This is a genomic window from Acinetobacter sp. RW6 (assembly GCF_041956835.1).
Taxonomy (GTDB): Bacteria; Pseudomonadota; Gammaproteobacteria; order Pseudomonadales; family Moraxellaceae; genus Acinetobacter; species Acinetobacter calcoaceticus.
Window position 1 is genome coordinate 3253137 of record NZ_CP167121.1, and the last position, 21739, is coordinate 3274875.

General features: G+C 38.7%; 25 protein-coding genes and 2 tRNA genes. 10 read left to right on the forward strand and 17 right to left on the reverse strand.

Going from position 1 to position 21739, the window contains the following annotated elements; genetic code table 11:
• Positions 1 to 24: 24 nt before the first annotated feature.
• Complete coding sequence (locus tag ACB088_RS15415) at positions 25 to 864, reverse strand: metal ABC transporter solute-binding protein, Zn/Mn family (protein WP_375037368.1); 840 nt, start codon at positions 862 to 864, stop codon at positions 25 to 27.
• A gap of 127 nt (positions 865 to 991) precedes the next feature.
• On the opposite strand from ACB088_RS15415, the gene ACB088_RS15420 reads away from it, so the two are divergent.
• From ACB088_RS15420 to znuB, 3 genes are read left to right on the forward strand one after another with little or no spacing between them, the layout of a single operon-like run.
• Positions 992 to 1489 (forward strand): transcriptional repressor, encoded by a 498-nt coding sequence (locus ACB088_RS15420; RefSeq protein ID WP_003655556.1) that lies wholly within the window; start codon positions 992 to 994, stop codon positions 1487 to 1489.
• Positions 1462 to 2250: a zinc ABC transporter ATP-binding protein ZnuC gene (gene znuC, locus ACB088_RS15425; RefSeq protein WP_375037369.1), complete on the forward strand. Its 789-nt coding sequence runs from the start codon at positions 1462 to 1464 to the stop codon at positions 2248 to 2250. Before ACB088_RS15420 ends, znuC begins: the two co-directional genes overlap by 28 nt.
• A gap of 3 nt (positions 2251 to 2253) precedes the next feature.
• On the forward strand, positions 2254 to 3063 hold the full coding sequence (gene znuB / locus ACB088_RS15430) for a zinc ABC transporter permease subunit ZnuB (RefSeq protein ID WP_026057177.1): 810 nt from the start codon (positions 2254 to 2256) through the stop codon (positions 3061 to 3063).
• A gap of 1 nt (position 3064) precedes the next feature.
• Here znuB and ACB088_RS15435 read toward each other — a convergent pair whose 3' ends face one another.
• A complete protein-coding gene (locus tag ACB088_RS15435) occupies positions 3065 to 3691 on the reverse strand; it encodes a LysE family transporter (RefSeq protein WP_375037370.1) in 627 nt (208 codons plus the stop codon).
• A 159-nt stretch (positions 3692 to 3850) separates the two neighbouring features.
• Here ACB088_RS15435 and ACB088_RS15440 point away from each other — a divergent pair, with 159 nt between their 5' ends.
• On the forward strand, positions 3851 to 4771 hold the full coding sequence (locus ACB088_RS15440) for a Dyp-type peroxidase (protein ID WP_375037371.1): 921 nt from the start codon (positions 3851 to 3853) through the stop codon (positions 4769 to 4771).
• A 44-nt stretch (positions 4772 to 4815) separates the two neighbouring features.
• On the opposite strand, the gene ACB088_RS15445 is transcribed toward ACB088_RS15440, so the two are convergent.
• Positions 4816 to 6513, reverse strand: a complete 1698-nt coding sequence (locus tag ACB088_RS15445) for an NAD-dependent malic enzyme (RefSeq protein ID WP_004640531.1) — start codon at positions 6511 to 6513, stop codon at positions 4816 to 4818.
• Between the two features lie 495 nt (positions 6514 to 7008).
• Between ACB088_RS15445 and argS the strand changes: the two genes are divergently transcribed.
• On the forward strand, positions 7009 to 8799 hold the full coding sequence (argS, locus tag ACB088_RS15450) for an arginine--tRNA ligase (protein WP_005037465.1): 1791 nt from the start codon (positions 7009 to 7011) through the stop codon (positions 8797 to 8799).
• A gap of 156 nt (positions 8800 to 8955) precedes the next feature.
• Complete coding sequence (locus ACB088_RS15455; protein ID WP_003655571.1) at positions 8956 to 9570, forward strand: SPOR domain-containing protein; 615 nt, start codon at positions 8956 to 8958, stop codon at positions 9568 to 9570.
• 39 nt (positions 9571 to 9609) lie between these two features.
• On the opposite strand, the gene ACB088_RS15460 is transcribed toward ACB088_RS15455, so the two are convergent.
• From ACB088_RS15460 to guaA, 8 genes are all read right to left on the reverse strand, one after another.
• Positions 9610 to 10278 carry a glutathione S-transferase family protein gene (locus ACB088_RS15460; protein WP_375037372.1) on the reverse strand — a complete coding sequence of 223 codons (669 nt, stop codon included), beginning with the start codon at positions 10276 to 10278 and terminating at the stop codon, positions 9610 to 9612.
• A gap of 112 nt (positions 10279 to 10390) precedes the next feature.
• Positions 10391 to 10798, reverse strand: coding sequence for an OsmC family protein (locus ACB088_RS15465; protein WP_375037373.1), 408 nt, complete (start codon positions 10796 to 10798; stop codon positions 10391 to 10393).
• Positions 10795 to 11742 (reverse strand): pirin family protein, encoded by a 948-nt coding sequence (locus tag ACB088_RS15470; RefSeq protein WP_375037374.1) that lies wholly within the window; start codon positions 11740 to 11742, stop codon positions 10795 to 10797. Before ACB088_RS15470 ends, ACB088_RS15465 begins: the two co-directional genes overlap by 4 nt.
• A 158-nt stretch (positions 11743 to 11900) precedes the next feature.
• Positions 11901 to 12206: a DUF3861 domain-containing protein gene (locus ACB088_RS15475; protein ID WP_347019082.1), complete on the reverse strand. Its 306-nt coding sequence runs from the start codon at positions 12204 to 12206 to the stop codon at positions 11901 to 11903.
• 22 nt (positions 12207 to 12228) lie between these two features.
• A complete protein-coding gene (locus tag ACB088_RS15480; RefSeq protein WP_092710556.1) occupies positions 12229 to 12618 on the reverse strand; it encodes a Fur family transcriptional regulator in 390 nt (129 codons plus the stop codon).
• Between the two features lie 13 nt (positions 12619 to 12631).
• The gene (locus ACB088_RS15485) at positions 12632 to 13159 is read right to left on the reverse strand and encodes a PadR family transcriptional regulator (protein ID WP_092710552.1); all 528 of its coding nucleotides are present in this window, start codon (positions 13157 to 13159) and stop codon (positions 12632 to 12634) included.
• A gap of 230 nt (positions 13160 to 13389) precedes the next feature.
• Positions 13390 to 13734 (reverse strand): SMI1/KNR4 family protein, encoded by a 345-nt coding sequence (locus ACB088_RS15490; protein WP_375037375.1) that lies wholly within the window; start codon positions 13732 to 13734, stop codon positions 13390 to 13392.
• A gap of 170 nt (positions 13735 to 13904) precedes the next feature.
• On the reverse strand, positions 13905 to 15473 hold the full coding sequence (guaA, locus tag ACB088_RS15495; RefSeq protein WP_375037376.1) for a glutamine-hydrolyzing GMP synthase: 1569 nt from the start codon (positions 15471 to 15473) through the stop codon (positions 13905 to 13907).
• Positions 15474 to 15858: 385 nt separating this feature from the next.
• On the opposite strand from guaA, the gene ACB088_RS15500 reads away from it, so the two are divergent.
• Positions 15859 to 17076, forward strand: a complete 1218-nt coding sequence (locus tag ACB088_RS15500) for a DUF445 domain-containing protein (RefSeq protein WP_375038815.1) — start codon at positions 15859 to 15861, stop codon at positions 17074 to 17076.
• Between the two features lie 65 nt (positions 17077 to 17141).
• Here the strand turns inward: ACB088_RS15500 and ACB088_RS15505 are convergent, their stop codons facing one another.
• A complete protein-coding gene (locus ACB088_RS15505) occupies positions 17142 to 17579 on the reverse strand; it encodes a DoxX family protein (RefSeq protein WP_375037377.1) in 438 nt (145 codons plus the stop codon).
• A gap of 194 nt (positions 17580 to 17773) precedes the next feature.
• Here ACB088_RS15505 and ACB088_RS15510 point away from each other — a divergent pair, with 194 nt between their 5' ends.
• Positions 17774 to 18415 carry a DedA family protein gene (locus tag ACB088_RS15510; protein WP_375037378.1) on the forward strand — a complete coding sequence of 214 codons (642 nt, stop codon included), beginning with the start codon at positions 17774 to 17776 and terminating at the stop codon, positions 18413 to 18415.
• A gap of 7 nt (positions 18416 to 18422) precedes the next feature.
• On the opposite strand, the gene ACB088_RS15515 is transcribed toward ACB088_RS15510, so the two are convergent.
• From ACB088_RS15515 to ACB088_RS15535, 5 genes are all read right to left on the reverse strand, one after another.
• Positions 18423 to 19013, reverse strand: a complete 591-nt coding sequence (locus ACB088_RS15515; RefSeq protein WP_307013223.1) for a LysE family translocator — start codon at positions 19011 to 19013, stop codon at positions 18423 to 18425.
• A gap of 214 nt (positions 19014 to 19227) precedes the next feature.
• Positions 19228 to 19614 (reverse strand): hypothetical protein, encoded by a 387-nt coding sequence (locus tag ACB088_RS15520; protein ID WP_004795328.1) that lies wholly within the window; start codon positions 19612 to 19614, stop codon positions 19228 to 19230.
• Positions 19615 to 19624: 10 nt separating this feature from the next.
• Positions 19625 to 20467, reverse strand: a complete 843-nt coding sequence (locus ACB088_RS15525) for a ParA family protein (RefSeq protein WP_003655596.1) — start codon at positions 20465 to 20467, stop codon at positions 19625 to 19627.
• A 76-nt stretch (positions 20468 to 20543) separates the two neighbouring features.
• Positions 20544 to 20936 (reverse strand): SirB2 family protein, encoded by a 393-nt coding sequence (locus ACB088_RS15530; RefSeq protein WP_005037496.1) that lies wholly within the window; start codon positions 20934 to 20936, stop codon positions 20544 to 20546.
• 11 nt (positions 20937 to 20947) lie between these two features.
• Positions 20948 to 21256: a BolA family transcriptional regulator gene (locus ACB088_RS15535; RefSeq protein WP_004640501.1), complete on the reverse strand. Its 309-nt coding sequence runs from the start codon at positions 21254 to 21256 to the stop codon at positions 20948 to 20950.
• 230 nt (positions 21257 to 21486) lie between these two features.
• Between ACB088_RS15535 and ACB088_RS15540 the strand changes: the two genes are divergently transcribed.
• Positions 21487 to 21562: transfer RNA gene (locus ACB088_RS15540), tRNA-Gly, on the forward strand.
• A 45-nt stretch (positions 21563 to 21607) separates the two neighbouring features.
• A tRNA-Gly gene (locus tag ACB088_RS15545) sits at positions 21608 to 21683 on the forward strand.
• Positions 21684 to 21739 lie beyond the last annotated feature (56 nt).

Genomic DNA, 21739 nt, shown 5'->3' on the forward strand with positions numbered 1-21739 from the left:
GTCAGCCTTTGTTTATTTTTTATCTTACTTTTGCGTACTTAATACACATTTATCTGTTTTTATAGCCAGTTTCTTCCATGCAGTGACGAAATCATCCTCGTTATTCATGCTCTCGTCTACTGGTTGAAAAGTAATGTTACCTAATTTTTGATACTGACTTTTAGTGGTAAAACTTTCTGCGAGCAAACACATCTGATTTTTCGGTCGATTATCATTAAGATACTTAATTTGAGCTGCAGTTGGTGCAACATGCGGATCATCTGTCAAAGCGCCTGCGAACTTTAAGTTTAACGAGCGCTCTAAATATTGATAGGCATCATGATATGACCAATATGGCTTACCATTACTTGTACTGTCGTAAACTTGTACAGCCTGAAACATCTTACGGGCAAAAATATTGGCATTATTCCAATATTTAGCCTTGTTTTCAGGATGCTGCTGAGAACGTAAAGCAGCAATAAAGAAACCAATTCGGACTGCGTTGTTTGGTTCTAACCACACATGGGTGTCTACTGTATTAGGTAAAGCTACACCGCGTGTACTACGCAGTGGTAGAACAGAAACTATGCCACTATCTAATAAAGCAATCGCTTTCTTATTATTACCTAACAATTTATTTAGAGGTGCTTCATGAGCCTTACCCAACCAGATCACTAAAGATGCATCATTAATTGCTTTACGGTGAGCCGGAGTCAACTGTATGTCATGACCTGTCTGACCTTTAAGCAAAAGCTGAGGTTCTTCAACACCCTGAGTGATTTCTTTTGCAATCAGATAAATCGGGTGTGTAGAAACCACCAAACCCTGACTCCACCCTAACGTACTCAAAAGAGAGAACATACTGAAAACAAAAAAACGGAACATGCTAGACCATCAATTTAAATTAGCTCGAAGCATGTTATAATATAACAAAGTTACAAAAATACCTAAGATTAATCGAATGAAGCATCGCTTCATGCTAATATTCCGTTAAAAATTCGAGGTTATTTCTATGAGTTCCTGCTCGCATGAACATCATGATTCTTTGCATGGTGTGCATGATCACCATAATGTCGCAAACCGTTTAGCTGAAGCAGAAAATTTATGTTCTGCGACTGGCGCACGACTTACGCCTTTGCGCAAAGAAGTTTTGGAACTCATTTTAAACGCTTCGGGTCCAATGGGTGCATATGACTTACTCGCACGTATAAAAAGTCAAACTGATCGCCCCGCTGCTCCTCCAACTGTATATAGAACTTTAGATTTTTTATTAGAAAAAGGTTTGATCCATCGCCTAACTTCTATTAATGCCTATATTCCCTGTTGCCACCCTCGTGAAGGCCATCAAGCAGCATTCTTGATTTGTACCGAATGCCACATGGTTAAAGAAGCATCTTCTCAAGGTTTAACTCACCAGCTTGACCAACTTGCAGCGTCAGATGAGTTCGTGGCTCAACACAGCATTATTGAAATTTCGGGGAAATGCCAACAGTGCCGCACAACTCCTTAAATCCCGTATTAATTCAGCTTGAGCAGGTTTCTGTTCATCGCGATAATCGGGATATTTTAAAAAAAGTTGATTTTGCTCTACATCAAAATGAAATTGTGTCTTTGATTGGTCCCAATGGTGCAGGTAAATCAACACTTATTAAAGCTCTACTCGGTATTCTCCAGCCGAGTAGTGGCCGAGTTATCCATCATAAAAAACTTAAAATGGCTTATGTGCCACAAAAGTTCAATCCTTCACACAGCCTACCTTTGCGTGTTCAGGATTTACTTGATTTAGAAAAATGCAACCCTGCCCTACGTCAGGAAATTATTCAAGACACAGGCATTTCCAAGTTACAACAATCAAAAGTACAACAACTTTCTGGTGGAGAGCGCCAACGGGTACTACTAGCGCGTGCCTTACTTCGCCAGCCAGATATTTTAGTTCTTGATGAACCTATGCAAGGCTTAGATATTCAATCTGAAGCTGAACTTTATGAGTATGTCCGCAGTTTACCGGAACGATATGACTGTGCAATTTTAATTGTTTCCCATGACTTACAATGGGTGATGGAAGGAACACACCGTGTAGTGTGTTTAAATAAACATATTTGCTGTAGTGGACTACCCGAGAACATTCAACAACATCCTGAATATCAGGCTATATTTGGAACTCAACGGGTTTTCTATCAACATCATCATGATCACTGTGCTCACGGTGATGCTGCACACCCCTGCCCTCATAATGACCGCCCTCACATCCACCCAGAACCGGAAGCTTAAGCCATGATGGAATGGTTACAATTATTGTTACCCGCATGGATTATGGGAACCTTACTGGTCTTTTTGACCGCGCCTCTTGGTTGTCTAATGCTTTGGAGACGGATGTCTTTTTTTGCTGACACCATGGCACACGGCACCCTACTTGGGGTCGCTATCGCAGGTGCTTTAAGCCTCCCACTTTGGCTTGGTGTTGCAGGCACTGCCATTTTATTAGTCGCAATTTTATGGGCACTCCATGACAATCGCTTACCCAATGATGCCCTCTTAGCCTTATGTTCAGCGACATTACTCTGTAGCGGTTTATTGTTTATTCAACATGTACCAAGTTTAAGACCAGAGCTATTAAGTTATTTATTTGGTGATTTACTGAGTATTGACTGGCCCGACTTACCGGTTTTCACTTTAGTTATCGCGATATCACTCGTAATTCTTTACCGCTTTTGGCAGCCGCAAATACAGTTTGCAATTGATCCAGACATTGCAGTCAGTGAAGGGGTAAATGCGAACTGGCAACGTCTTATTTTTATGCTTTTATTGGCTTTATTTACTGTCTTAGCTTTGCGTGCTGTAGGTTCTTTACTTATGGGTGCATTACTCGTAATACCTGCTTTAAGCGCTCGCTTACTGGCAAACTCACCAAAGCAAATGGTTATTTGGGCATTCGTGTTAGCCCAGCTTGGTGTGAGTGTCGGCCTATGGTCAAGCGCAGCACTGAATATCTCTACAGGCTTGAGTATTGTTTTATGTATGGCGTTAACTTTTGCCATTATTTTTATAACTCAAAAGCTAAAAAATCAAACACAGGCGGCCTGAATTAGGACGCCTGATGAACTGTACTTAATAATAAAGCCGCACAGCTAAACATAACAGCAAACCCCCTATTCAAATATTTTTGCTGTTTAGGGGAACGAAGTAATCTTAGAACCTTTGATGCCAGCCCTGTATATCCAGCCATGACAATCAAATCAATACTAATCATAGTCACAGTCATAATCAGATACTGTATCCATTGAGGCTTACTCAAATCTAAAAACTGCGGTAAAACAGCTAATAGAAATACAATCGCTTTGGGATTACTAATATTGACCACAAAGCCATTTAGCAATAGCGCAAATACAGATTTATCTCTTTTTTCTTGTTGAATCTCTATATCTTTTACAGGTGCTGTCCATTGCAAATAAGCAAGGTATAACAAATAAATCACACCAAACCATTTCACAAACTGAAAAGCCAAAGGTGTCGTTGCAAATAGAACCCCAACACCCGCTGCCACCACCATAATTTGAAGTAGCAAAGCAATTTGTAAACCGATTGCATTCCAATAACCATGTCTAAAGCCATAGTTTAAGCCACTCGACATTGAAGCAATTGCTCCCGCACCTGGTGAGATACTAATTACCCAACAGGCCAACATATAAGCGAACCAAACTTGCAGAGACATAGTGAAAAATAGACTATAAAAGTGGAATTATACTGTTTTATAAAACTATCTTGATGAGAATTCAAACAATAAAATCAAGAAATAGACTACTAACAGCTCTGCGCATCAGGCACAATAATTAAAACTCATATCAAATTATAATCGAGGAGATTCCTTCCAATGAGTGCTCAATCTGTCATTTTGCCGTTGCCATCAGACCATGCACGCTTTATTGTTCTTCGCTTAAAAGACTTAACTATTGATGAATTAAAAAACCAACTTAGTGCTTTATTTGAAGCACGTGACCGCCTTATTACCCAACATTCAGATGCTCAAATTAAAACAGCAGTTGCTTTTGGTCCTGAATTATGGGAACAGCTATATTCGCAAACTCCTGTAGGTTTTAAGCAGCTTGAGCCTGAACAAGGCGCATTCAATATGCCCGTTGTGCCAGCTGATGTTCTCATTCATATCGCCAGCATGCGCTCTGATATTTGTTTTGCCTTGAGCCAAGCATTTTTTGAAGGTATTCAAGATAAAGTTGAGGTTCTTGATGAGCGTGTATGCTTCCGTTATTTCGATGGCCGAGATATGACTGGCTTCATAGACGGAACCGAAAATCCTCAATTTCCAGACGACCGAGCTGAGACAGCGCTCTTACCAGAAAGCGCTGGGGTATTTGCAGATGGCAGTTTCATTTTCGCGCAGCGCTATGCCCATGATTTAGAAAAGTGGAAAAAATTGAAAGTTGATGCGCAAGAAAATGTTATGGGCCGCACAAAACTTGAATCTATTGAATTAGATGATGACGTTAAACCAGAAAACGCCCATGTTGCCCGTACTGTTGTTGAAGATGATGAAGGCGAAGAAATGGAAATTTTACGTCATAGTCTACCTTATGGAGATGGTAGAGGTGATCAAGGCCTATTTTTTATTGCCTACACCAAAGACTTGACCATTATTGATGCCATGTTAAAGCGCATGTTCGGTACAAGTGGAGATGGTATCCACGACCGTTTATTGCATTTCGTGACCCCACTTGATGGTGCTTATTATTTTGCACCTAGTGAAGAGTTGCTAGAAGAAGTTCTAGGGGACTAAAATAAAAAAGAGGAGCTTAAGCTCCTCTTTTTATATTCTCACTCTTAGAAAGGAATACGCTTATATTTGCGGTATTCAGGTTTCCAGAACGACTGATCAATTTTCTGTTTCAACAAATCATCACTAATCGTTACAGCAACACCATCAGCCATAGCAGCTTTCGCAACTTCGAACGCAATAACTTTAGAAACTTGTTGAATCTCACCCAATGGCGGCAATAAATCAGCTTGCGGATCTTTAAGCAATGGAGAGCAATTTGCTAAAGCACTACTTGATGCCATTAACATATTTTCTGTAACCCGCTTAGCGCCCGATGCCACAACACCTAAACCAATGCCTGGGAAAATGTACGAGTTATTACACTGCGAAATATTGTAAAGTTTGCCGTGATGATTCACAGGAGCAAACGGACTACCTGTTGCAATTAATGCTTTACCTTCAGTCCACTCCACAATATCAGCAGGTACAGCTTCAACACGTGAAGTCGGATTAGATAATGGCATTACAATTGGTCGTTCACAATTTGCTGCCAAAGTCCTAATAATTTCTTCTGTGAACAAGCCTGGCTGACCAGAAACACCAATTAACACTGTAGGCTTAGCATTTTTAACAACATCAAGTAGTGAAATAACTTCTTCGATATTGCCCCACTGATCAACTACCTCAGCTTTTTGTGCCAACTTACGTTGGAAGTCGAGCAAGTTTGGTTGATTCTCAGTGATCAAACCAAAACGGTCTACCATATAAACGCGAGCACGCGCTTCTGCATCGGTTAAACCTTCTGCGATCATTTGTGCAACAATTTGTTCTGCAATACCACAACCTGCCGAACCCGCACCTAAGAAAGCAATTTTTTGATCTTTTAATTGCTTGCCCGCTGCACGACTAGCAGCAATCAAGCTACCGACAGATACCGCTGCTGTTCCTTGAATATCATCGTTAAAACAGCAAATTTTATCGCGATATTTTTCCAAAAGTGGCATCGCATTTTTTTGTGCAAAATCTTCAAACTGAATTAATGCTTTTGGCCAACGACGCTTCACAGCTTCAATCACCATATCTACAAATGCGTAATATTCATCGCCACTAATACGTGGCTGACGCCAACCCATATAGATCGGATCATTTAACAGTTGAGGATTATTGGTACCAACATCAATTGTAATTGGCAATGTATAGGCTGGGCTAATACCACCACAAGCTGTGTAAAGCGAAAGTTTTCCAATAGGAATCCCCATTCCGCCAATACCTTGGTCACCAAGACCTAAAATACGTTCACCATCTGTAATGACGATAACTTTTACATTGTTTTTATTTACGTTTTGCAAAATATCATCAATCACATCACGATCTGGATATGAAATGAAGATACCGCGGTGACGACGATAGATATCAGAGAAACGCTGACATGCCTCACCTACGGTTGGGGTGTAAATAATCGGCATCATTTCTTCGAGATGATTTTCGATTAAATGATAGAACAAGGTTTCGTTGGTATCTTGGATATTACGCAAATAGATATGTCGATTGATATCATCAGTGAAAGCGCAATATTGCTGATAAGAGCGCTGGCTTTGCTCTTCAATAGTTTCAATAATATGGGGGAGTAAACCGTGTAAGTTAAAGTTACTTCTTTCTTCTTCAGTGAAAGCCGAACCTTTATTTAAAAGTGGTAACTCTAAAAGTGTAAAACCTGCATATGGGATATAAAGGGGATGTTTACTTGGGTGTCCTGATATCATTGCCTATCTCATTTTCCAGCTTAGAGTAGAGAAAAACACGTTTTGTATGGTCTCTAAAACTCTTTGTGCGTATAAGCTTAAGCCTAATTCGTTCAAAATAGATATTTTAAACTGTGATGTTAAAATTGAAGACTATTTAGTTAAAACATGTTTAAAAATAATTAATAAATATCAATACTTTAATAATTTTATATTTTTAAAAATTCTTTTATTTATCTAATTTCAAAAGCTTTTAATATATATTTTTACTTACATAGCCATTTTTATAAGAAATAATGGTGGGATTAAAAGCTAATCTACTTTTTAAAACTTCTTAGAAGGCTTGTATTTGTTTGTTTTTAGAATAGTGAAGTGATTCACCCTGCAATATTCATTTAAAAAATAATCCTCAGTAAATTGCACAAAAAGAATTACTGGAATATTAAATCCACTCCCCTAACTCATAGGAAATTTGCTATATTTGACGTTTTTCTGCGACATCTATTTTCGATTGATATGAATACGGCAATACAAGCAGCTCTCGACCATGCAGTGCAAACTCTTCAACAAGAAGGGGTGCTTCCTTCCGACTGGAATAACACAAGCAACTTAACACGCACCAAAGACCGAAGCCATGGCGACTTTGCTTCTAATATTGCCATGATCGGCTCGAAAGCTGCTGGTATGAAACCACGTGATTTAGCTGAGAAAGTTCTAGCTGCATTACCAGAAGTTGCAGATATCAGCAAAGCTGAAATCGCAGGACCTGGTTTTATTAACTTCTTTTTAAATGCAGACCAGCGCTTTGCTATTCTTGACCAGATTCAAGCACAAAAAGAATTTTTTGGTCGCAGTCAGGCAAATGCAGCGAAAAAGATCCAAGTAGAATTCGTTTCTGCAAACCCAACGTCTAGTCTACATGTAGGTCATGGTCGTGGTGCTGCATATGGTATGACTGTTGCCAAATTACTTGAAGCAACAGGTGCTAAAGTTGACCGCGAATACTATGTAAATGATGCTGGCCGTCAAATGGATATTTTGGCGACATCTACTTATTTACGTTATTTAGAATTACTAGGTCAAAACCTTGTATTTCCAAAAAATGCTTATCAAGGCGATTACGTTAAAGAAATAGCACAGACTATTATTGATAAAGATGGCGACGCATATCTTCGTGAAGTGGCTGATGTCTATAAAGATGTGCCAGAAGACGTGCAATATGCAGAAGAACTAGATAGCGACGGCAATAAAGTCGTTTTATCTGGCGACAAAGAAAAACATATTGATGGTCTTATTGCCAACTCTCAACAATTACTGGGTGAAGGCTACCGCGTATTCCATCAAGCTGCTCTTCATGCCATTTTAGATGATATTAAAGATGACCTTGCTGACTTTGGTGTAACGTTCAACCAATGGTTTAGTGAAGCATCTCTTAGCGCAAAAATTGACGAAGCTTTAGAAACACTTGATCAACGTGGCTTCCTTTATGAAAAAGATGGCAACATCTGGTTTAAATCGACTGAATTTGGCGATGAAAAAGACCGTGTTGTTAAACGTCGTAATGGTCAAACGACTTACTTTGCATCAGACATTGCTTACCACTTAAATAAATTACAACGTGGTTATACCGACCTGATTGATATTTGGGGTTCTGATCACCACGGCTATATTTCTCGCGTAAAAGCGGCAATCGATGCAATGGGTTACGACTCTAAAAAATTGACTGTGCTTTTGGTTCAGTTTGTAAGTTTATGGCGTGGCGGAGAGATGGTTCAAATGTCATCTCGTTCAGGTCAGTTCGTGACTTTACGTGACTTGCGTAAAGAAGTGGGCAACGACGCAGCTCGTTTCTACTACGTGATGCGTAAGAGTGAACAACACATTGACTTCGACCTTGACCTTGCTGTGTCACAAAGTAAAGACAATGCTGTGTATTACATTCAATATGCACATGCACGTATTTGCCGTATGTTAGAAAAAGCGTTAAGCACAGGCTTACAATTCGATGTAAATGCTGCACGTACACATGCTACTCGCCTATCTCTTGATGCTGAAACTGAGATTCTTGCTAAACTGGCAGCTTATCCAGATGCAGTGTTGCGTGCTGCAAATGCGTATGAACCACATCAGGTGGGTAACTACTTAAAAGAGTTAGCTGCCTTGTTCCACGCTTGGTACAATGAACATAAAGTATTAGGCGATGATGCTGAGCTTACACAAGCACGTTTATTGCTTTCAATCAATGTACAACAAGTGTTGCATAATGGTTTAGAATTACTTGGTGTATCTGCACCAGACTCTATGTAAAAATTATATTGCATGGCAGTAAAATAAAGGTCATGCAACATATAGTAAGCAGTGGTTTGTAGAGTTAAAATAGCTTATACAAGCCACTGTTTTTAGCATCGTAATACGAGAATCAAACTCGAATTAAAACAATCAAAATACAGAGGAATAATCCACGTGTTTGGCAAAACGCAACGCGGTGTATCTGAAAGACCTAACAAGCCTAAAAAGCCCCTAATTCCCAAATGGTTAGGGACACTTGTCGCTATTTTGGCGGTCTTATGTATCGCTGTAATGCTTATGCTTTGGAAACCTTGGCAACCTGTTCCTGCAAAAAATCAGATTACCTCTGAACATTATCAAGAAGAAGATACGAATAAAGACTATCGTTTCTACGACCTATTACCTCAACAGCAAGTAACTCCTATTCCGGAACAAGCGATTCCTGAAAGCAAAAATCAAGGCACAGCCATGATTGTTGAGGCACCAAGTGCAACTCAACCAGCTGCTTCAGAAAGTGCAGGAATTGATACGAATCCATCAGCCACCGCTCCTCAGCAACCTACTTATATTTTACAGGTTCGCAGCTATAATGACCCAGATCAAGCTGATGCTCGCCGTGCAGAAATCATTTTAAATGGCTTATCTGCAGATGTAGTTAAGAGTACTGAAAATGGGCAAATATGGTACCGTGTTATTTCAGGACCTTATGACACCCAAGATGCTGCATTGGCTGCTCAACAGACTTTACAACACAGCGGCATTGACTCCATCGTGATCAAACGAAAGTAAAGTGAAAATAAAAAGGAACAAATATTTGTTCCTTTTCTTTTAAATATCAGCACAATTGCTTTCATTAGAACCAATTCCCTTTTTTTTCGCTTTTTGAAACGCCACCCTGCGCCGAATACGATGTAAAAAAGCCTGAATATTAGGATATTTCCCTTGCAAGCGTGATTGTAAAGACTCTAGAGGGAAGCTCATTTGAATATCGGCAAATGAAAAATCGCCTGCGAAATATTCATGCTCTGCCAAATAGTTTTCTAAAAAACTAATATGATCTTTCATACGTGGGCGGACAAAATTTGCCTTCACCCCTTCCGTGATTTTTTTTGCTACTGGTTGAATTAACCATGGCACATGCTTATTTACACTATTCATGACCAAAGTCATGACTAAGAGTGGCATGAGTGAGCCTTCTGCATAGTGCATCCAATAAATATACTGCTGTAAATCTTGGGGCTGCGTAGGTTTAAATTGTTGATTCTGATCATAACGTTGCTGTAGATATTCCAAGATCACAGCTGATTCTGCGATGACTTGCTCATCATCTGTCAGAATTGGAGCTTTACCTAAAGGATGAATACATTTCAATGTTTCTGGAGCGGAATAGTTAGGTAAGCGCTGATAATAATGAATATCATAATCTAAGCCTAATTCTTCTAAAGCCCATAAAATTCGAAACGATCGCGAACATTCCAGGTGGTGTAAACTAATCATGTTATTGCCTGCTTTTATTTTTCTTTTTACATAAAAAACAGCATGTGAACATGCTGTTTTATTCCATTTGTGGGATGGATATAAAATCATCCACCTCCACAAAATAGCATTTTTACACTGTAACAAGCACAGTATGAATGTCTAAACTACGTAACAAAGTTTTAGTGACTGGTGTTTTACCACATACCGCTAAGATTTTTTGTTGGAGCTCTTCATCTGGTAAGTCTTTAAAAACAATACGACGTTCTATATGTTCTTCATGCTCTCTATTGGTATGAAAATCAATTTCAACCGAGAACTCACCAAAATCATAACCTTTGTGATTTGCATACATTCTTAAAGTAATGAGTGTACAAGCTGCTAAACTTCCAGTAAGCAAATCATAAGGCGCTGGGCCTTGATCTTGACCTTCTAGCTTTTCAGGCTCATCACAAAAATACTGATGGCGACCACTGGTAATTTCACCCTTCCATTGCTCAGCAAGGGGCTTTGCTTTACTACTTGCGATTACTGCTGTCATTTTGATGCTCTCATTTGATCTGGAAGAACAGGAGCTTCTAAGCGTGCGCCAACATAATCTGGAATTTCACCAAAACGCGCATCATGACTAATCCATTGCTCACGAGCTTCTTTTAAATCATCCATTGTCCGTGCAACAAAGTTCCACCAGAGCAAAATTGGCGTTTCAAACGGTTCACCACCAATTAAAAGAACACGGTTGCCTTTTTTTACTTCAATCTCAATTTCACTTAGTCCAGTATCCAAAACAACCATGTTGTCAGCAGTTAACTCATGTCCATTCACATGGGCAATACCTTCTAATGCCATAAAACCATATTCATAATTAGGATTTAATGGAATACGGGTTTTAGTATCTTCGGTAGCAATTAAATCGACACCCACTAAAGGCGTATGTACCACTACTGGAGAAGTAGTTGCCAGATATTCGCCCACAAGAACAGTAAATTCTAGACCGTCCTTTTCAACAACAGGCAACTCAGGATAATGTTCAAATTTCGGGTCCATATTGCGCTTATGGTCAGGCAAAGCAATCCAGAGCTGAGCAGCGTGCATTTGAGTTTCAGTATCAGGCGCGACTTCTGTATGAGAAATGCCATGACCTGCTGTCATCAAGTTAACTTGCTTAGGACGAATTAATTGTTTTGAACCTAAACTATCGGTATGCATCATGGTCCCTTCAATCATCCAAGTGAAGGTTTGCAAACCAATATGAGGATGAGGGCCAACATCCAGACCGTCTCCCGCAGGAAAAGACACTGGGCCTGCATGATCTAGAAAACACCACGCACCAATCATTCGCTTTTGTCTGCTAGGCAAAGCCCGCTTAATCACTGTCCCCTGTCCAATTTCAGCAGAGCGAATTGGAAATTCCTGAATAAACTGATTGGCAAATTTTTCACAATCCTTTGAATCAGAAATATCGTAATCATTATTATTGCTCATGATATTACTCTCTTTTACCTATGCTTTTGCAATGAGTTGTTATAGTGATCTTAACAATACACTCATTATTCAATATAGTCTTTTAGTAATACACAGGGTGTTATGAATGAGACAATCCATTTTTAATTATAGAAAAATCAAGGCTGCATGAAACATGTTTAAGATGATTGATCTTTAACGATCTGTTTTAGGTTTTTCATGAATTGACCAAATTGTGGGAAAAACTCTTGAAATAGAGGGTGGTCTCGATTTTCCAACATAACTTCACTAAAAAGTTTTAGTCCCACCCCAAAAGATTTTGTAGTTTCATCATCAAAAAAACCTGCTTTTTTTAAGCGCTCCACAATTTCAAAGATATCGTCATGATTACCCGCATAAAACTCAAGACGCTCGGTATATGTAGAGGCCTCTCCTTTTGCATTCTTTAAGTGTTGCACAGTGACATGATATTGATGTTGTTTCATAAATAAATTCTCTATTAAAAATTTAATGACTATGGATGATTTCGACCTGTTTAAGATCGATTTGAAATTGTGTAAATACTGACTGTAAAGATGCTAAAAATTGTTCTTGTTTAGCAGCTGTTAGATCTGTACAACGAATTTGCAATAATTGATTATTCTCGACTGTTGGTAAGTTAAATTTAGCTTCATCTCGTTGTGGCTGACGATTTGAAATTAAACCCGCTCCCGCTAAGTCGTTCACTACCCGATAAACTGTGGCTAAACTTAATTTCTGTTTTTGGGCATATAACTTCTGGTAAATCTGTTTGACAGTTAGATCTTCTGCTTGCTGTTGAATTAAAGACAAAACAGCAAGTCTTGGATGAGTGACTTTTAGGCCCGTTTCTTTGATTTTATGCTGTAGCTCTAACATTTCTATTTCCAACTTATAATCGCCCAATCGAAACCGCAGCTTGATCAATTTTTTCAGCAATTTGATAAATCTGCTCTTGCTGCAAACTCGCCGAGTTCAACTTCAAACGTAAGGCTGTTTTTAGGTTTTCCATCGCACGGTGAATTTCAATTAATTCATCATTACTGTGAATTTCACGTCTAAGTCGTAATTTTTCTAATAGCTCAGTCAGCTTGTCTTGTTGTTCGGCTAAGTAAGCTTTACCAAATTCTGTGATTTGATATTGCTTACGTTCTACGTCTAACAAAGTAATGAAATTCATTTCTTCCAGACTAGTTAAAGTTGGGTAAATGGTACCTGCACTTGGTGTATAGCCATCGCCCACCAAATCACTTATTTCTTTAATAATTTCATAGCCATGCTTTGGACTTTGCTGAATGAGATAAAGTACTAAAAGTTTCATTCTGCCCGCTTCAAAAAGTCTCCCCCGTCGCCCTGAACGGTGATGACCACCATGATGTTCGTGGTGTTCAGCATGATGATGTTCTGATTGTTGTTTCATCAGTAAAGATTCCCTAATATGCTTAATTTATATTTATTAAGATATATCTTAATATATCTTTTATCAACTATAAGTAATAAGTTCAGATCTATTGTTTTGATATATATTAAAATTAATTTTAAACCTATAAAAGTTAAGCAATAAAAAAGAGTGCTTATGCACTCTTAAAAACTATTCTTGTCAAACCAATCTTGGTTTATTTATCTCATTTAAAATTCATTCGCCAAAAGCTAAATTTGGCACCCAGCTTTAAACCACTTCATTAAGGAATCACTAATTTTACTCATATCATTAGGATCCATACTGCCCTGATCTACTACAAAAACACCTGTCCCTAGAAATGGTATAAGAATAGATATTCCACCACTATCATCACCAATAGCCAAATAGTCTCCTGCATATTTTTGAACTTCAAAAGTTTGATTTCTTTCAAAAACTTCATCAGAAGAATAAATAACTACTCCTCTTTCAAATAAAAAACCATCCGAAAATTCTAATAACTGAAAATATATGTCAGGTAGTTGTCTATGGAAATCATTTTCAATTTTGGTTCTTAGTTCATTTAATAGTGGCATAACCTTTAGACCTTAAAATTAGTTAAAAACCAATTCACAAAATAAAATTATAAAATATTATATTCAGTCTTCTATGTACAATCCCTTGAGCTAATACACTTCACTGAAATCCTTAAGTAATAAAAAAGGACGCTAATGCGTCCTTTTCTTTACCAACAAGCAGAGAAAAATTATTCCCATTCAATTGTTGCTGGTGGCTTAGATGACACGTCGTATACAACACGTGATACATCTTTAATTTCATTCATAATACGCGTTGAGATTTTATCAACCAATTCGTATGGTAAATGTGCAAAACGAGCTGTCATAAAGTCAACTGTTTCAACTGCGCGAAGTGCAATAACCCATGCATAACGACGGCCATCACCTACGACACCAACAGACTTAACTGGCTGGAACACAGCAAATGCTTGAGCTGTTTTGTCATACCAACCGCTGTCGCGAAGCTCTTGCATAAAGATGTCATCAGCAAGACGAAGAATATCTGCATATTCTTTTTTCACTTCACCCAAAATACGAACACCTAGACCTGGTCCTGGGAATGGGTGACGGTAAATCATGCTGTGTGGCAAACCAAGTGTTGTACCTAATTTACGTACTTCATCTTTAAACAAGTCACGTAAAGGCTCAACCAATTCAAATTCTAAATCGTCTGGTAAACCACCCACGTTGTGGTGAGATTTAATAACATGTGCTTTACCTTGTTTGCTTGCAGCAGATTCGATCACATCTGGGTAAATCGTACCTTGTGCCAAGAATTTCACGCCATCAAGTTTACGTGCTTCTTCAGCAAAAACTTCAATAAACTCACGACCAATGATTTTACGTTTTTTCTCTGGATCAACTTCACCAGCTAATGCAGTTAAGAAACGTTCTTCAGCATCTGCACGAATTACACGGATACCCATGTTTTCAGCAAACATTTGCATTACTTGGTCGCCTTCGTTCAAACGAAGTAAACCGTTATCAACAAATACACATGTTAACTGGTCGCCAATTGCTTTGTGTAAAAGCGCAGCAACTACAGATGAGTCAACACCACCAGAAAGACCTAAAAGAACTTTTTCATCACCAATTTGCTTACGTAACTGCTCTACACGTAAATCAATGATGTGTTCAGGTGTCCAAAGGCCACCACATCCACAAATTTTATGAACAAAATTTGCAAGTAATTCTTCACCTTTTGCCGTGTGCGTTACTTCTGGGTGGAATTGCACACCATAGAAATGGCGTGTTTCGTCACTTACAGCAGCAACTGGACAACTTGGCGTGCTTGCAGTAATGCTAAAACCTTCTGGAATCTGGCTCACTTTGTCACCATGACTCATCCAGACATGAAGTTGGTCTTCACGGTCTTGTAGGTTGCCAATCAGTTGGTCACGTTTAACGATATCAACTTCGGCATAACCAAACTCATGTACAGTACCCGGCTCAACTTTACCGCCTAACTGTTCAGACATGGTTTGCAAACCATAGCAAATACCCAATACTGGAACACCCAACTCAAACACCACTTGCGGTGCACGTGGGCTGCCTTCTTCATGCACACTCTCAGGTCCACCTGACAAAATAATGCCATTTGGCTTAAAAGCGCGAATGTCTTCTTCAGACATATCAAAAGCATACATTTCAGAGTAAACACCGGCTTCACGTACACGACGTGCAATGAGCTGGCTATATTGAGAGCCGAAATCCAGAATCAGGATACGATCTTCAGTAATTTGAGTATTGGTAGTCATGACAAACCACTAAATGGCAAAAGAATTAAGCGCGCCATTTTAACATTTTTCACGCTTCGGCGCACCGCAAATCATCATATATCTTATTTTTTTCATTTTTGAATCATTTCTATAGCTAGATTCTGTCACAGAAATCAATATTTACTTATATTTATCAATAATCTGAGTTAATCTTAAAAACTTCATACGTATTGATAAATTCATCACATTCTATGCAGCATCACCATGAATTTGATGTTAAGATGACCCGATAAAACAGGCATTACCATGGAAAGGTAAATACCATAAGCGATATTTGTCTGTGTTTAAACAATTATCCATTTTTATGGCTTGTTGCCCCCTATCAAAATCAATAGAAATCCAAGGAACAACAATGCTTCAAACTATGATTGCAGATTTCCAGCAACATTTTTGGTTGTATATCTCTATTCCTTTTATGAGTGGTTTAATTGGCTACATCACCAAGGTGATTGCCATTCAGATGATGTTTTCGCCACTTGAATTTAAAGGCATTAAACCATTTCTAGGTTGGCAAGGCATCGTGCCACGCAAAGCCGAGAAAATGGCAACAATCGCTGTTGAACTGATGACAGCCAAGCTCATTAAACCTGAAGAAATTTTTGCCCGCCTAGATCCTAAACGTATTGCTAAAGAAATAGAAAAACCATTGCTGGCCGCAGCTGAAGATATTACCCGTGATGTTGCGCAAGAATATCAGCCTGGGTTATGGGAAGGCATGCCAGAGTTTGCGCGTCAAAGACTGATTCGTCGTGTGCAATCAAAAGCACCCGAGATTGTTGAACATATCATGGGTGAAGTACAACGTGATGTGAACCGATATTTTGATATTAAACATCTGGTTATTAGCAACTTGCTTAAAGACAAACGCCTACTCAACAACATTTTTAAACGAGTAGGAAAACAAGAATTTAAATTTTTCAGTAATGTCGGATTTTTCTTCGGTTTTGGTATTGGTGTGATCCAAATGTTTTGCTGGATCGTCACGCAAGGGAAATACCCGTGGATGCTTCCAATGTTTGGCGGCTTTGTTGGTTTTTTCAGTGACTGGATTGCACTGCAAATGATGTTTAGACCTCTTTATCCTAAAAAAATATTTGGTTATACATGGCAAGGTTTATTTATCAAACGTCAAAATGAAGTTGCAGCCGACTATGCTGCGCTCATTTCTAAACAGCTTCTGACTTCACGTCATATGATGGAAGAATTATTTTCTGGTACACATTCTGATCGTGTTATTGATCTGGTTAACCGTCATGTAAAACAAGAAATTGATATGCAAGCAGGCGTCATTCGCCCGTTGGTCGTATATGCAATTGGCGGAGAAAAATATCAGGATATGAAATCGCAAGTTGCTGAACGCATTCTGCAACGACTTCCAGAGACTATGAAATACGTAGAGTCTTATGCAGAAGATGCTATGAATATTCGCAGTACTTTAATTGAACGCATGCAGAAATTAACACCATCTGAATTTGAAGGCATGTTACGCCCTGCGTTCAAAGAAGATGAATGGGCCTTGATTGCCGTAGGTGCAGTACTTGGTTTTGTTGTTGGGGAATTACAAATCCAGTTTATGCTCTAATTTTTAAATCATAGAAATAAAAAACCGGATGAATTGTTCATCCGGTTTTTATTTTGTCTTGAATATTATTTCTCGATTGCATGATCCAGACTAATACGACCAGCACCATGAAGCATCAAGAAGAATAAGCCACCCGCCATTGCAAGGTTTTTCATAAAGTGAATGCCATTATTGTATTGCGCCGCTGCATCAGCACCGCCTTGGTGGAATAAAAAAGCAGTAAGAATACTAAAGATCCCAAGCCCAAAAGCTGCAAAGCGTGCTTGAAAACCAAATAACAAGGCTAAACCACCACCGAATTCAACCAAGATAACTAAAGGAAGAATTCCAGCTGGAACCCCCATTGCTTCCATATATCCAGCAGTTGCTGCATAACCGGTAATTTTCCCCCAACCAGCAATAAGGAAGATATAGGCAATAAGAAGACGCGCAATAAGGCTAATGAAACTATCTGCGCCCGATTGCGTTACGATATTTTTGACCACTACATTTGGATTAAACATATTGCCACCTTTATTTAAATGCTTATTTATTGATGAGCTCATTCTAGGTTTGGGACATTGATAATTAAATACTCAAAATCCATATATATCGTTGCATAAATGAGATGATCAATTTGTATTTTTTTGATGTTTTATACTGACTTTCTATAGGCTCACTGCTAGGATTTGAGCACGGTTTACCACTTGCTCTTATCATGGAACTTCTTGATTTTATTCTACACGTTGATCAACATCTCGCCGAATTTATTATAAATTATGGGACGTGGATTTATGGCATTCTATTTTTAATTATTTTTGTTGAAACCGGTTTAGTGGTTATGCCGTTCTTGCCGGGAGATAGTTTGCTATTTGCAGCTGGTGCTTTAGCTGCATCTACAGGTGCGATGGATCCATGGGTACTGGGCATTCTACTCTTCATTGCCGCTGTTTTAGGTGACACGGTCAACTACCATATTGGACGTTTCATTGGTCCACGTGTGTTTGAAATGAATTCTCGATTCATCAATAAACAGCACTTAGTTAAAACTCAAGAATTCTTTGCTCGCCATGGTGGCAAAACCATTATCTTTGCTCGTTTCATACCATTTGCTCGTACCTTTGCACCTTTTGTTGCTGGGGCTGGTAGCATGAACTATAAGTTTTTCCTAACTTATAACATTATTGGCGCATTCTGTTGGGTCGCTTCTTTTGTAACTTTAGGCTACTTATTTGGAAATATGCCAATCGTTAAAGATAATTTTACCCATCTTATTTTTGGCATCATTATTATTAGCGTTTTACCAGGCATCATCGCATTTATACGAGAAAAACTAAAAAATCGAAAAGCCAACGTTTGAGATTAATTTAGAAAAACCGGAATACTACTGGAAGCATACATAAAATAAGTAACATGGCTGATCCTTTATATAAATGATCGGCTTTTATTTTTTTGATTGGACCCGTTAACAATGCCCGTCCAAAAATCATCCAGAAACTTGCAGCCGGAATTAGGATCAATGAAAAAATACCAAACACTATGAGAAAATTTTCAGGCGAATTCCATGCTTCAGCAGGAAAGATCCCTGCTGCAAACAACAAAGCTTTAGGATTTTTTAAGGTAGATAAGAATAATTGACGAGGGCGAATATTACGGTGACTTTGACTGAATTGTTGTAAGTGGGTGTTCTTCCATAAGTGAAAAGCAAGCCAGAATACATAAAATACACTCGTAATATGCAAAATGAGCAGCAGTGCTGGCCAGATTGGAGCAGCTAAATGAATAAATACAGCCCAAAAGCTAATCCCGTAGGCATAGCCTAACCATTCCATTGGAATAAGCCAGAATGCTTTAGATAAACCTTGAGAATGAGCAGCGGTTGCAAGTAAAGCATTTGTCGGACCCGGAATGAGCAAAACAGCCAACATTGCCAATACAAAAAACCAACTCTCAATCATAAAATTTCCACAACATCCAAGATGGGGCCACCTTAAACGAAATAGGCAAAATATAGCAAGTTGATGAGGTCTTTTGATTATAGAAAATACAAGATTTATGAAGCTCGAAAATTTAAAATGTATTGATTTATATTCATTTTATTATGAAACATTTTGCTAAACTTTATTCATCACAATATGCCTTAATTAGCATATTGTGATGCAAAATTGACTATTAATTCGTCTTTTTCCGAACAATAATTGGACAGTTTTTAAATTGAGCAGCCTGAACTATTGCTTCTTGCTGACCTAAAACACGTGAAAGTTCAGTATTTTTGGTTGAAGAAGATTGTCCCATATTGACAGAGATGGATGGACCGAATCCCCAACCGCCTCGTCCCCAGCCACCACCGAGTCCAAGTCCAACACCCATACCAGTACTTTTCGGAGTTTGTACTCCATTATCGATATATTGTTGAATACGGTTATATTCACTTTGTAGCTGTTGGCAGCCCAAAGATTGATATTGTGTCGGAGACACGTAAGTCGGTTTTACCGTCGTCGCACAAGCGCCTAGTAATAAAGTGGCTGCCACCAAAGGCGCAATATATAAGCCTTTCATCATTTTTCTCTTATCGTTTTGGCTCAATTTCACCAAACAATGTCTCATAAGCTTGAGTCAATTTATGTTCTGGTGCCAAATGAGCCAAAGGTAAATTTTTCTGATGCGATTCTTTCATTAAAACCGAAGGCGGTAACATGCTATTAAGTACAGGCAACCCTTCATCTTTCAACTGCTGAACCACTTCCCGAGGTAATTTTGCTTGAGCTTGAAATTGGTTGACGACAATTCCTTCAATTTCCAAGCGATCATTATGATCATCTTGCGTTTCGAGAACATTTTCAATCAATGTTTGTAACGCGCGCTTTGAAAAGACATCGCAATCGAAGGGAATTAAGACTTTATCTGCTGCTATCAGTGCCGACAAAGTAAAAAAGTTAAATGCAGGTGGTGTATCTATATAGATACGATCATATCGTCCAATTAAGTTTTGAATTGAATCACGTAATTTATAAATTTTATGTTTACTTTCAAGTGCATGCTCAAGGGCACCAAGTGTTGGGCTGGCAGGAAGCACGTCTAATTTTGCAAAAGGAGTTGAGTGTACAAAGCTATCAATATCTTTATTTCGCGGGGCTTTTAAAATCGAACCTAATGCATTACCGATTAAACCCTTTTGTTGATTGTTTCCCAACACATCATCAAAGAAATTTTCGATATTTGGTTCTATAATTGATTTTTCAGCAGAATAAGTTGCGTCATCCCCTAAAAGGTACTGACTAGAGTTGGCTTGAGGATCAAGATCAATGACCAATGTCCTTAAGCCATGTTTGGCACTAATTGCGGCCAAATTTACAGTAATACTTGATTTCCCTACACCGCCTTTTTGGTTAAACACCACACGAGTTAACATGTTTCCCTCTGCATATTTTTTTACTGTACGCAGTTTAACCTAGAGCTTAAGCAAAAAGGCAAAGAATGTAGAACAATTAAGCAAAAACAGGCTTCACAATCACTAAAATAATAATAGCAATAAATGCGATAGCGCTAATCATTAAACCGGCCCTACGTTGCGCTAATAAAAGAGTGTCATCTTTTTTAAAGGCTTTCATAAGGGAAGATAACAAGACTAAAAATAGAATAATTTTAGCGTAAAACCACGGCTGTACCTGAAAGTCTTTCATGACCAATAAAATTGCGCCAGTAATAAAAACTACGGTAAATGATAGATGTTGTAAGGCAACTAATATTTTACGTCCCGTCGGATTTGGTTGTTCGCCTTGCACACCCACAAACAAAGTCGAAGCGCGTAATACAAAAACCATAAGGGCGGCAGCCACCGCGGTCATGTGAATAATTTTAGTCAGTAAATGTGCATCCATGAAATTAACCCTTAGCTTTTAGGTGCATGTGCACATTCTGGGCTAGCAGGTGCCTGACCTTGCCACTCACTTGGTAAATAAGCATGAATTGCTAAAGCATGAATTTGCCCTGGATTCATTAAGTCTGAAGCTAACGCATAAACTTTTTGATGACGTTGAACCAAACGCAATCCATTAAATTCATCGCTCACTACAATCACTTTAAAATGTGATTCTTTACCCGGGAAATAACCACCGTGTCCGGCAGACTCATTGATGACTTCCAAATGGCTGGGTGCAAGGGTCTGTAACCGTTCAATCAATTGTTGTTCAAGGCTCATGGCTTTTCCTTTTACGATTATTCGTATATTTGAACCTAGTATACCCTGTCTGCACACAAACAAAAGTTGCTCTTGTACGCTTTGGCTTCAAACAAAATGTCTATTTATTCGGCAACTTAACGAGAAAAATACATCTAATTACCCATTTCTGTTTTTATTTTATGCAATCAGCATATTTATTTGCATAAAGTTGTTGACCCATGTTTCGCTTAATGTATTATAAGCGGCACGCGGGAATAGCTCAGTTGGTAGAGCATAACCTTGCCAAGGTTGGGGTCGCGAGTTCGAGTCTCGTTTCCCGCTCCAAATTGGTTTTTTTTGAGAAAGTTTTCGTAAAAACTGCTTATATATGCGGGAATAGCTCAGTTGGTAGAGCATAACCTTGCCAAGGTTGGGGTCGCGAGTTCGAGTCTCGTTTCCCGCTCCAAATTTAAAAAGCCCTAGTCGAAAGACTGGGGCTTTTTTCTTTTGATGTCTTTATAT

Bases quoted from the DNA above. Each gene is read 5' to 3' on its own strand.
- guaA (WP_375037376.1), bottom strand. From the start codon at position 15,473: ATGACTACCAATACTCAAATTACTGAAGATCGTATCCTGATTCTGGAT.
- ACB088_RS15465 (WP_375037373.1), bottom strand. From the start codon at position 10,798: ATGACAGCAGTAATCGCAAGTAGTAAAGCAAAGCCCCTTGCTGAGCAA.
- ACB088_RS15475 (WP_347019082.1), bottom strand. From the start codon at position 12,206: ATGAAACAACATCAATATCATGTCACTGTGCAACACTTAAAGAATGCA.
- ACB088_RS15510 (WP_375037378.1), top strand. From the start codon at position 17,774: ATGGAACTTCTTGATTTTATTCTACACGTTGATCAACATCTCGCCGAA.
- ACB088_RS15420 (WP_003655556.1), top strand. From the start codon at position 992: ATGAGTTCCTGCTCGCATGAACATCATGATTCTTTGCATGGTGTGCAT.
- ACB088_RS15535 (WP_004640501.1), bottom strand. From the start codon at position 21,256: ATGAGCCTTGAACAACAATTGATTGAACGGTTACAGACCCTTGCACCC.
- ACB088_RS15525 (WP_003655596.1), bottom strand. From the start codon at position 20,467: ATGTTAACTCGTGTGGTGTTTAACCAAAAAGGCGGTGTAGGGAAATCA.
- ACB088_RS15460 (WP_375037372.1), bottom strand. From the start codon at position 10,278: ATGATTAGTTTACACCACCTGGAATGTTCGCGATCGTTTCGAATTTTA.
- ACB088_RS15445 (WP_004640531.1), bottom strand. From the start codon at position 6,513: ATGATATCAGGACACCCAAGTAAACATCCCCTTTATATCCCATATGCA.
- ACB088_RS15490 (WP_375037375.1), bottom strand. From the start codon at position 13,734: ATGCCACTATTAAATGAACTAAGAACCAAAATTGAAAATGATTTCCAT.
- znuB (WP_026057177.1), top strand. From the start codon at position 2,254: ATGATGGAATGGTTACAATTATTGTTACCCGCATGGATTATGGGAACC.
- ACB088_RS15500 (WP_375038815.1), top strand. From the start codon at position 15,859: ATGATTGCAGATTTCCAGCAACATTTTTGGTTGTATATCTCTATTCCT.
- argS (WP_005037465.1), top strand. From the start codon at position 7,009: ATGAATACGGCAATACAAGCAGCTCTCGACCATGCAGTGCAAACTCTT.
- ACB088_RS15415 (WP_375037368.1), bottom strand. From the start codon at position 864: ATGTTCCGTTTTTTTGTTTTCAGTATGTTCTCTCTTTTGAGTACGTTA.
- ACB088_RS15440 (WP_375037371.1), top strand. From the start codon at position 3,851: ATGAGTGCTCAATCTGTCATTTTGCCGTTGCCATCAGACCATGCACGC.
- ACB088_RS15485 (WP_092710552.1), bottom strand. From the start codon at position 13,159: ATGAAACAACAATCAGAACATCATCATGCTGAACACCACGAACATCAT.
- ACB088_RS15515 (WP_307013223.1), bottom strand. From the start codon at position 19,013: ATGATTGAGAGTTGGTTTTTTGTATTGGCAATGTTGGCTGTTTTGCTC.
- ACB088_RS15435 (WP_375037370.1), bottom strand. From the start codon at position 3,691: ATGTCTCTGCAAGTTTGGTTCGCTTATATGTTGGCCTGTTGGGTAATT.
- ACB088_RS15530 (WP_005037496.1), bottom strand. From the start codon at position 20,936: ATGGATGCACATTTACTGACTAAAATTATTCACATGACCGCGGTGGCT.
- ACB088_RS15505 (WP_375037377.1), bottom strand. From the start codon at position 17,579: ATGTTTAATCCAAATGTAGTGGTCAAAAATATCGTAACGCAATCGGGC.
- znuC (WP_375037369.1), top strand. From the start codon at position 1,462: ATGCCAACAGTGCCGCACAACTCCTTAAATCCCGTATTAATTCAGCTT.
- ACB088_RS15520 (WP_004795328.1), bottom strand. From the start codon at position 19,614: ATGAAAGGCTTATATATTGCGCCTTTGGTGGCAGCCACTTTATTACTA.
- ACB088_RS15480 (WP_092710556.1), bottom strand. From the start codon at position 12,618: ATGTTAGAGCTACAGCATAAAATCAAAGAAACGGGCCTAAAAGTCACT.
- ACB088_RS15470 (WP_375037374.1), bottom strand. From the start codon at position 11,742: ATGAGCAATAATAATGATTACGATATTTCTGATTCAAAGGATTGTGAA.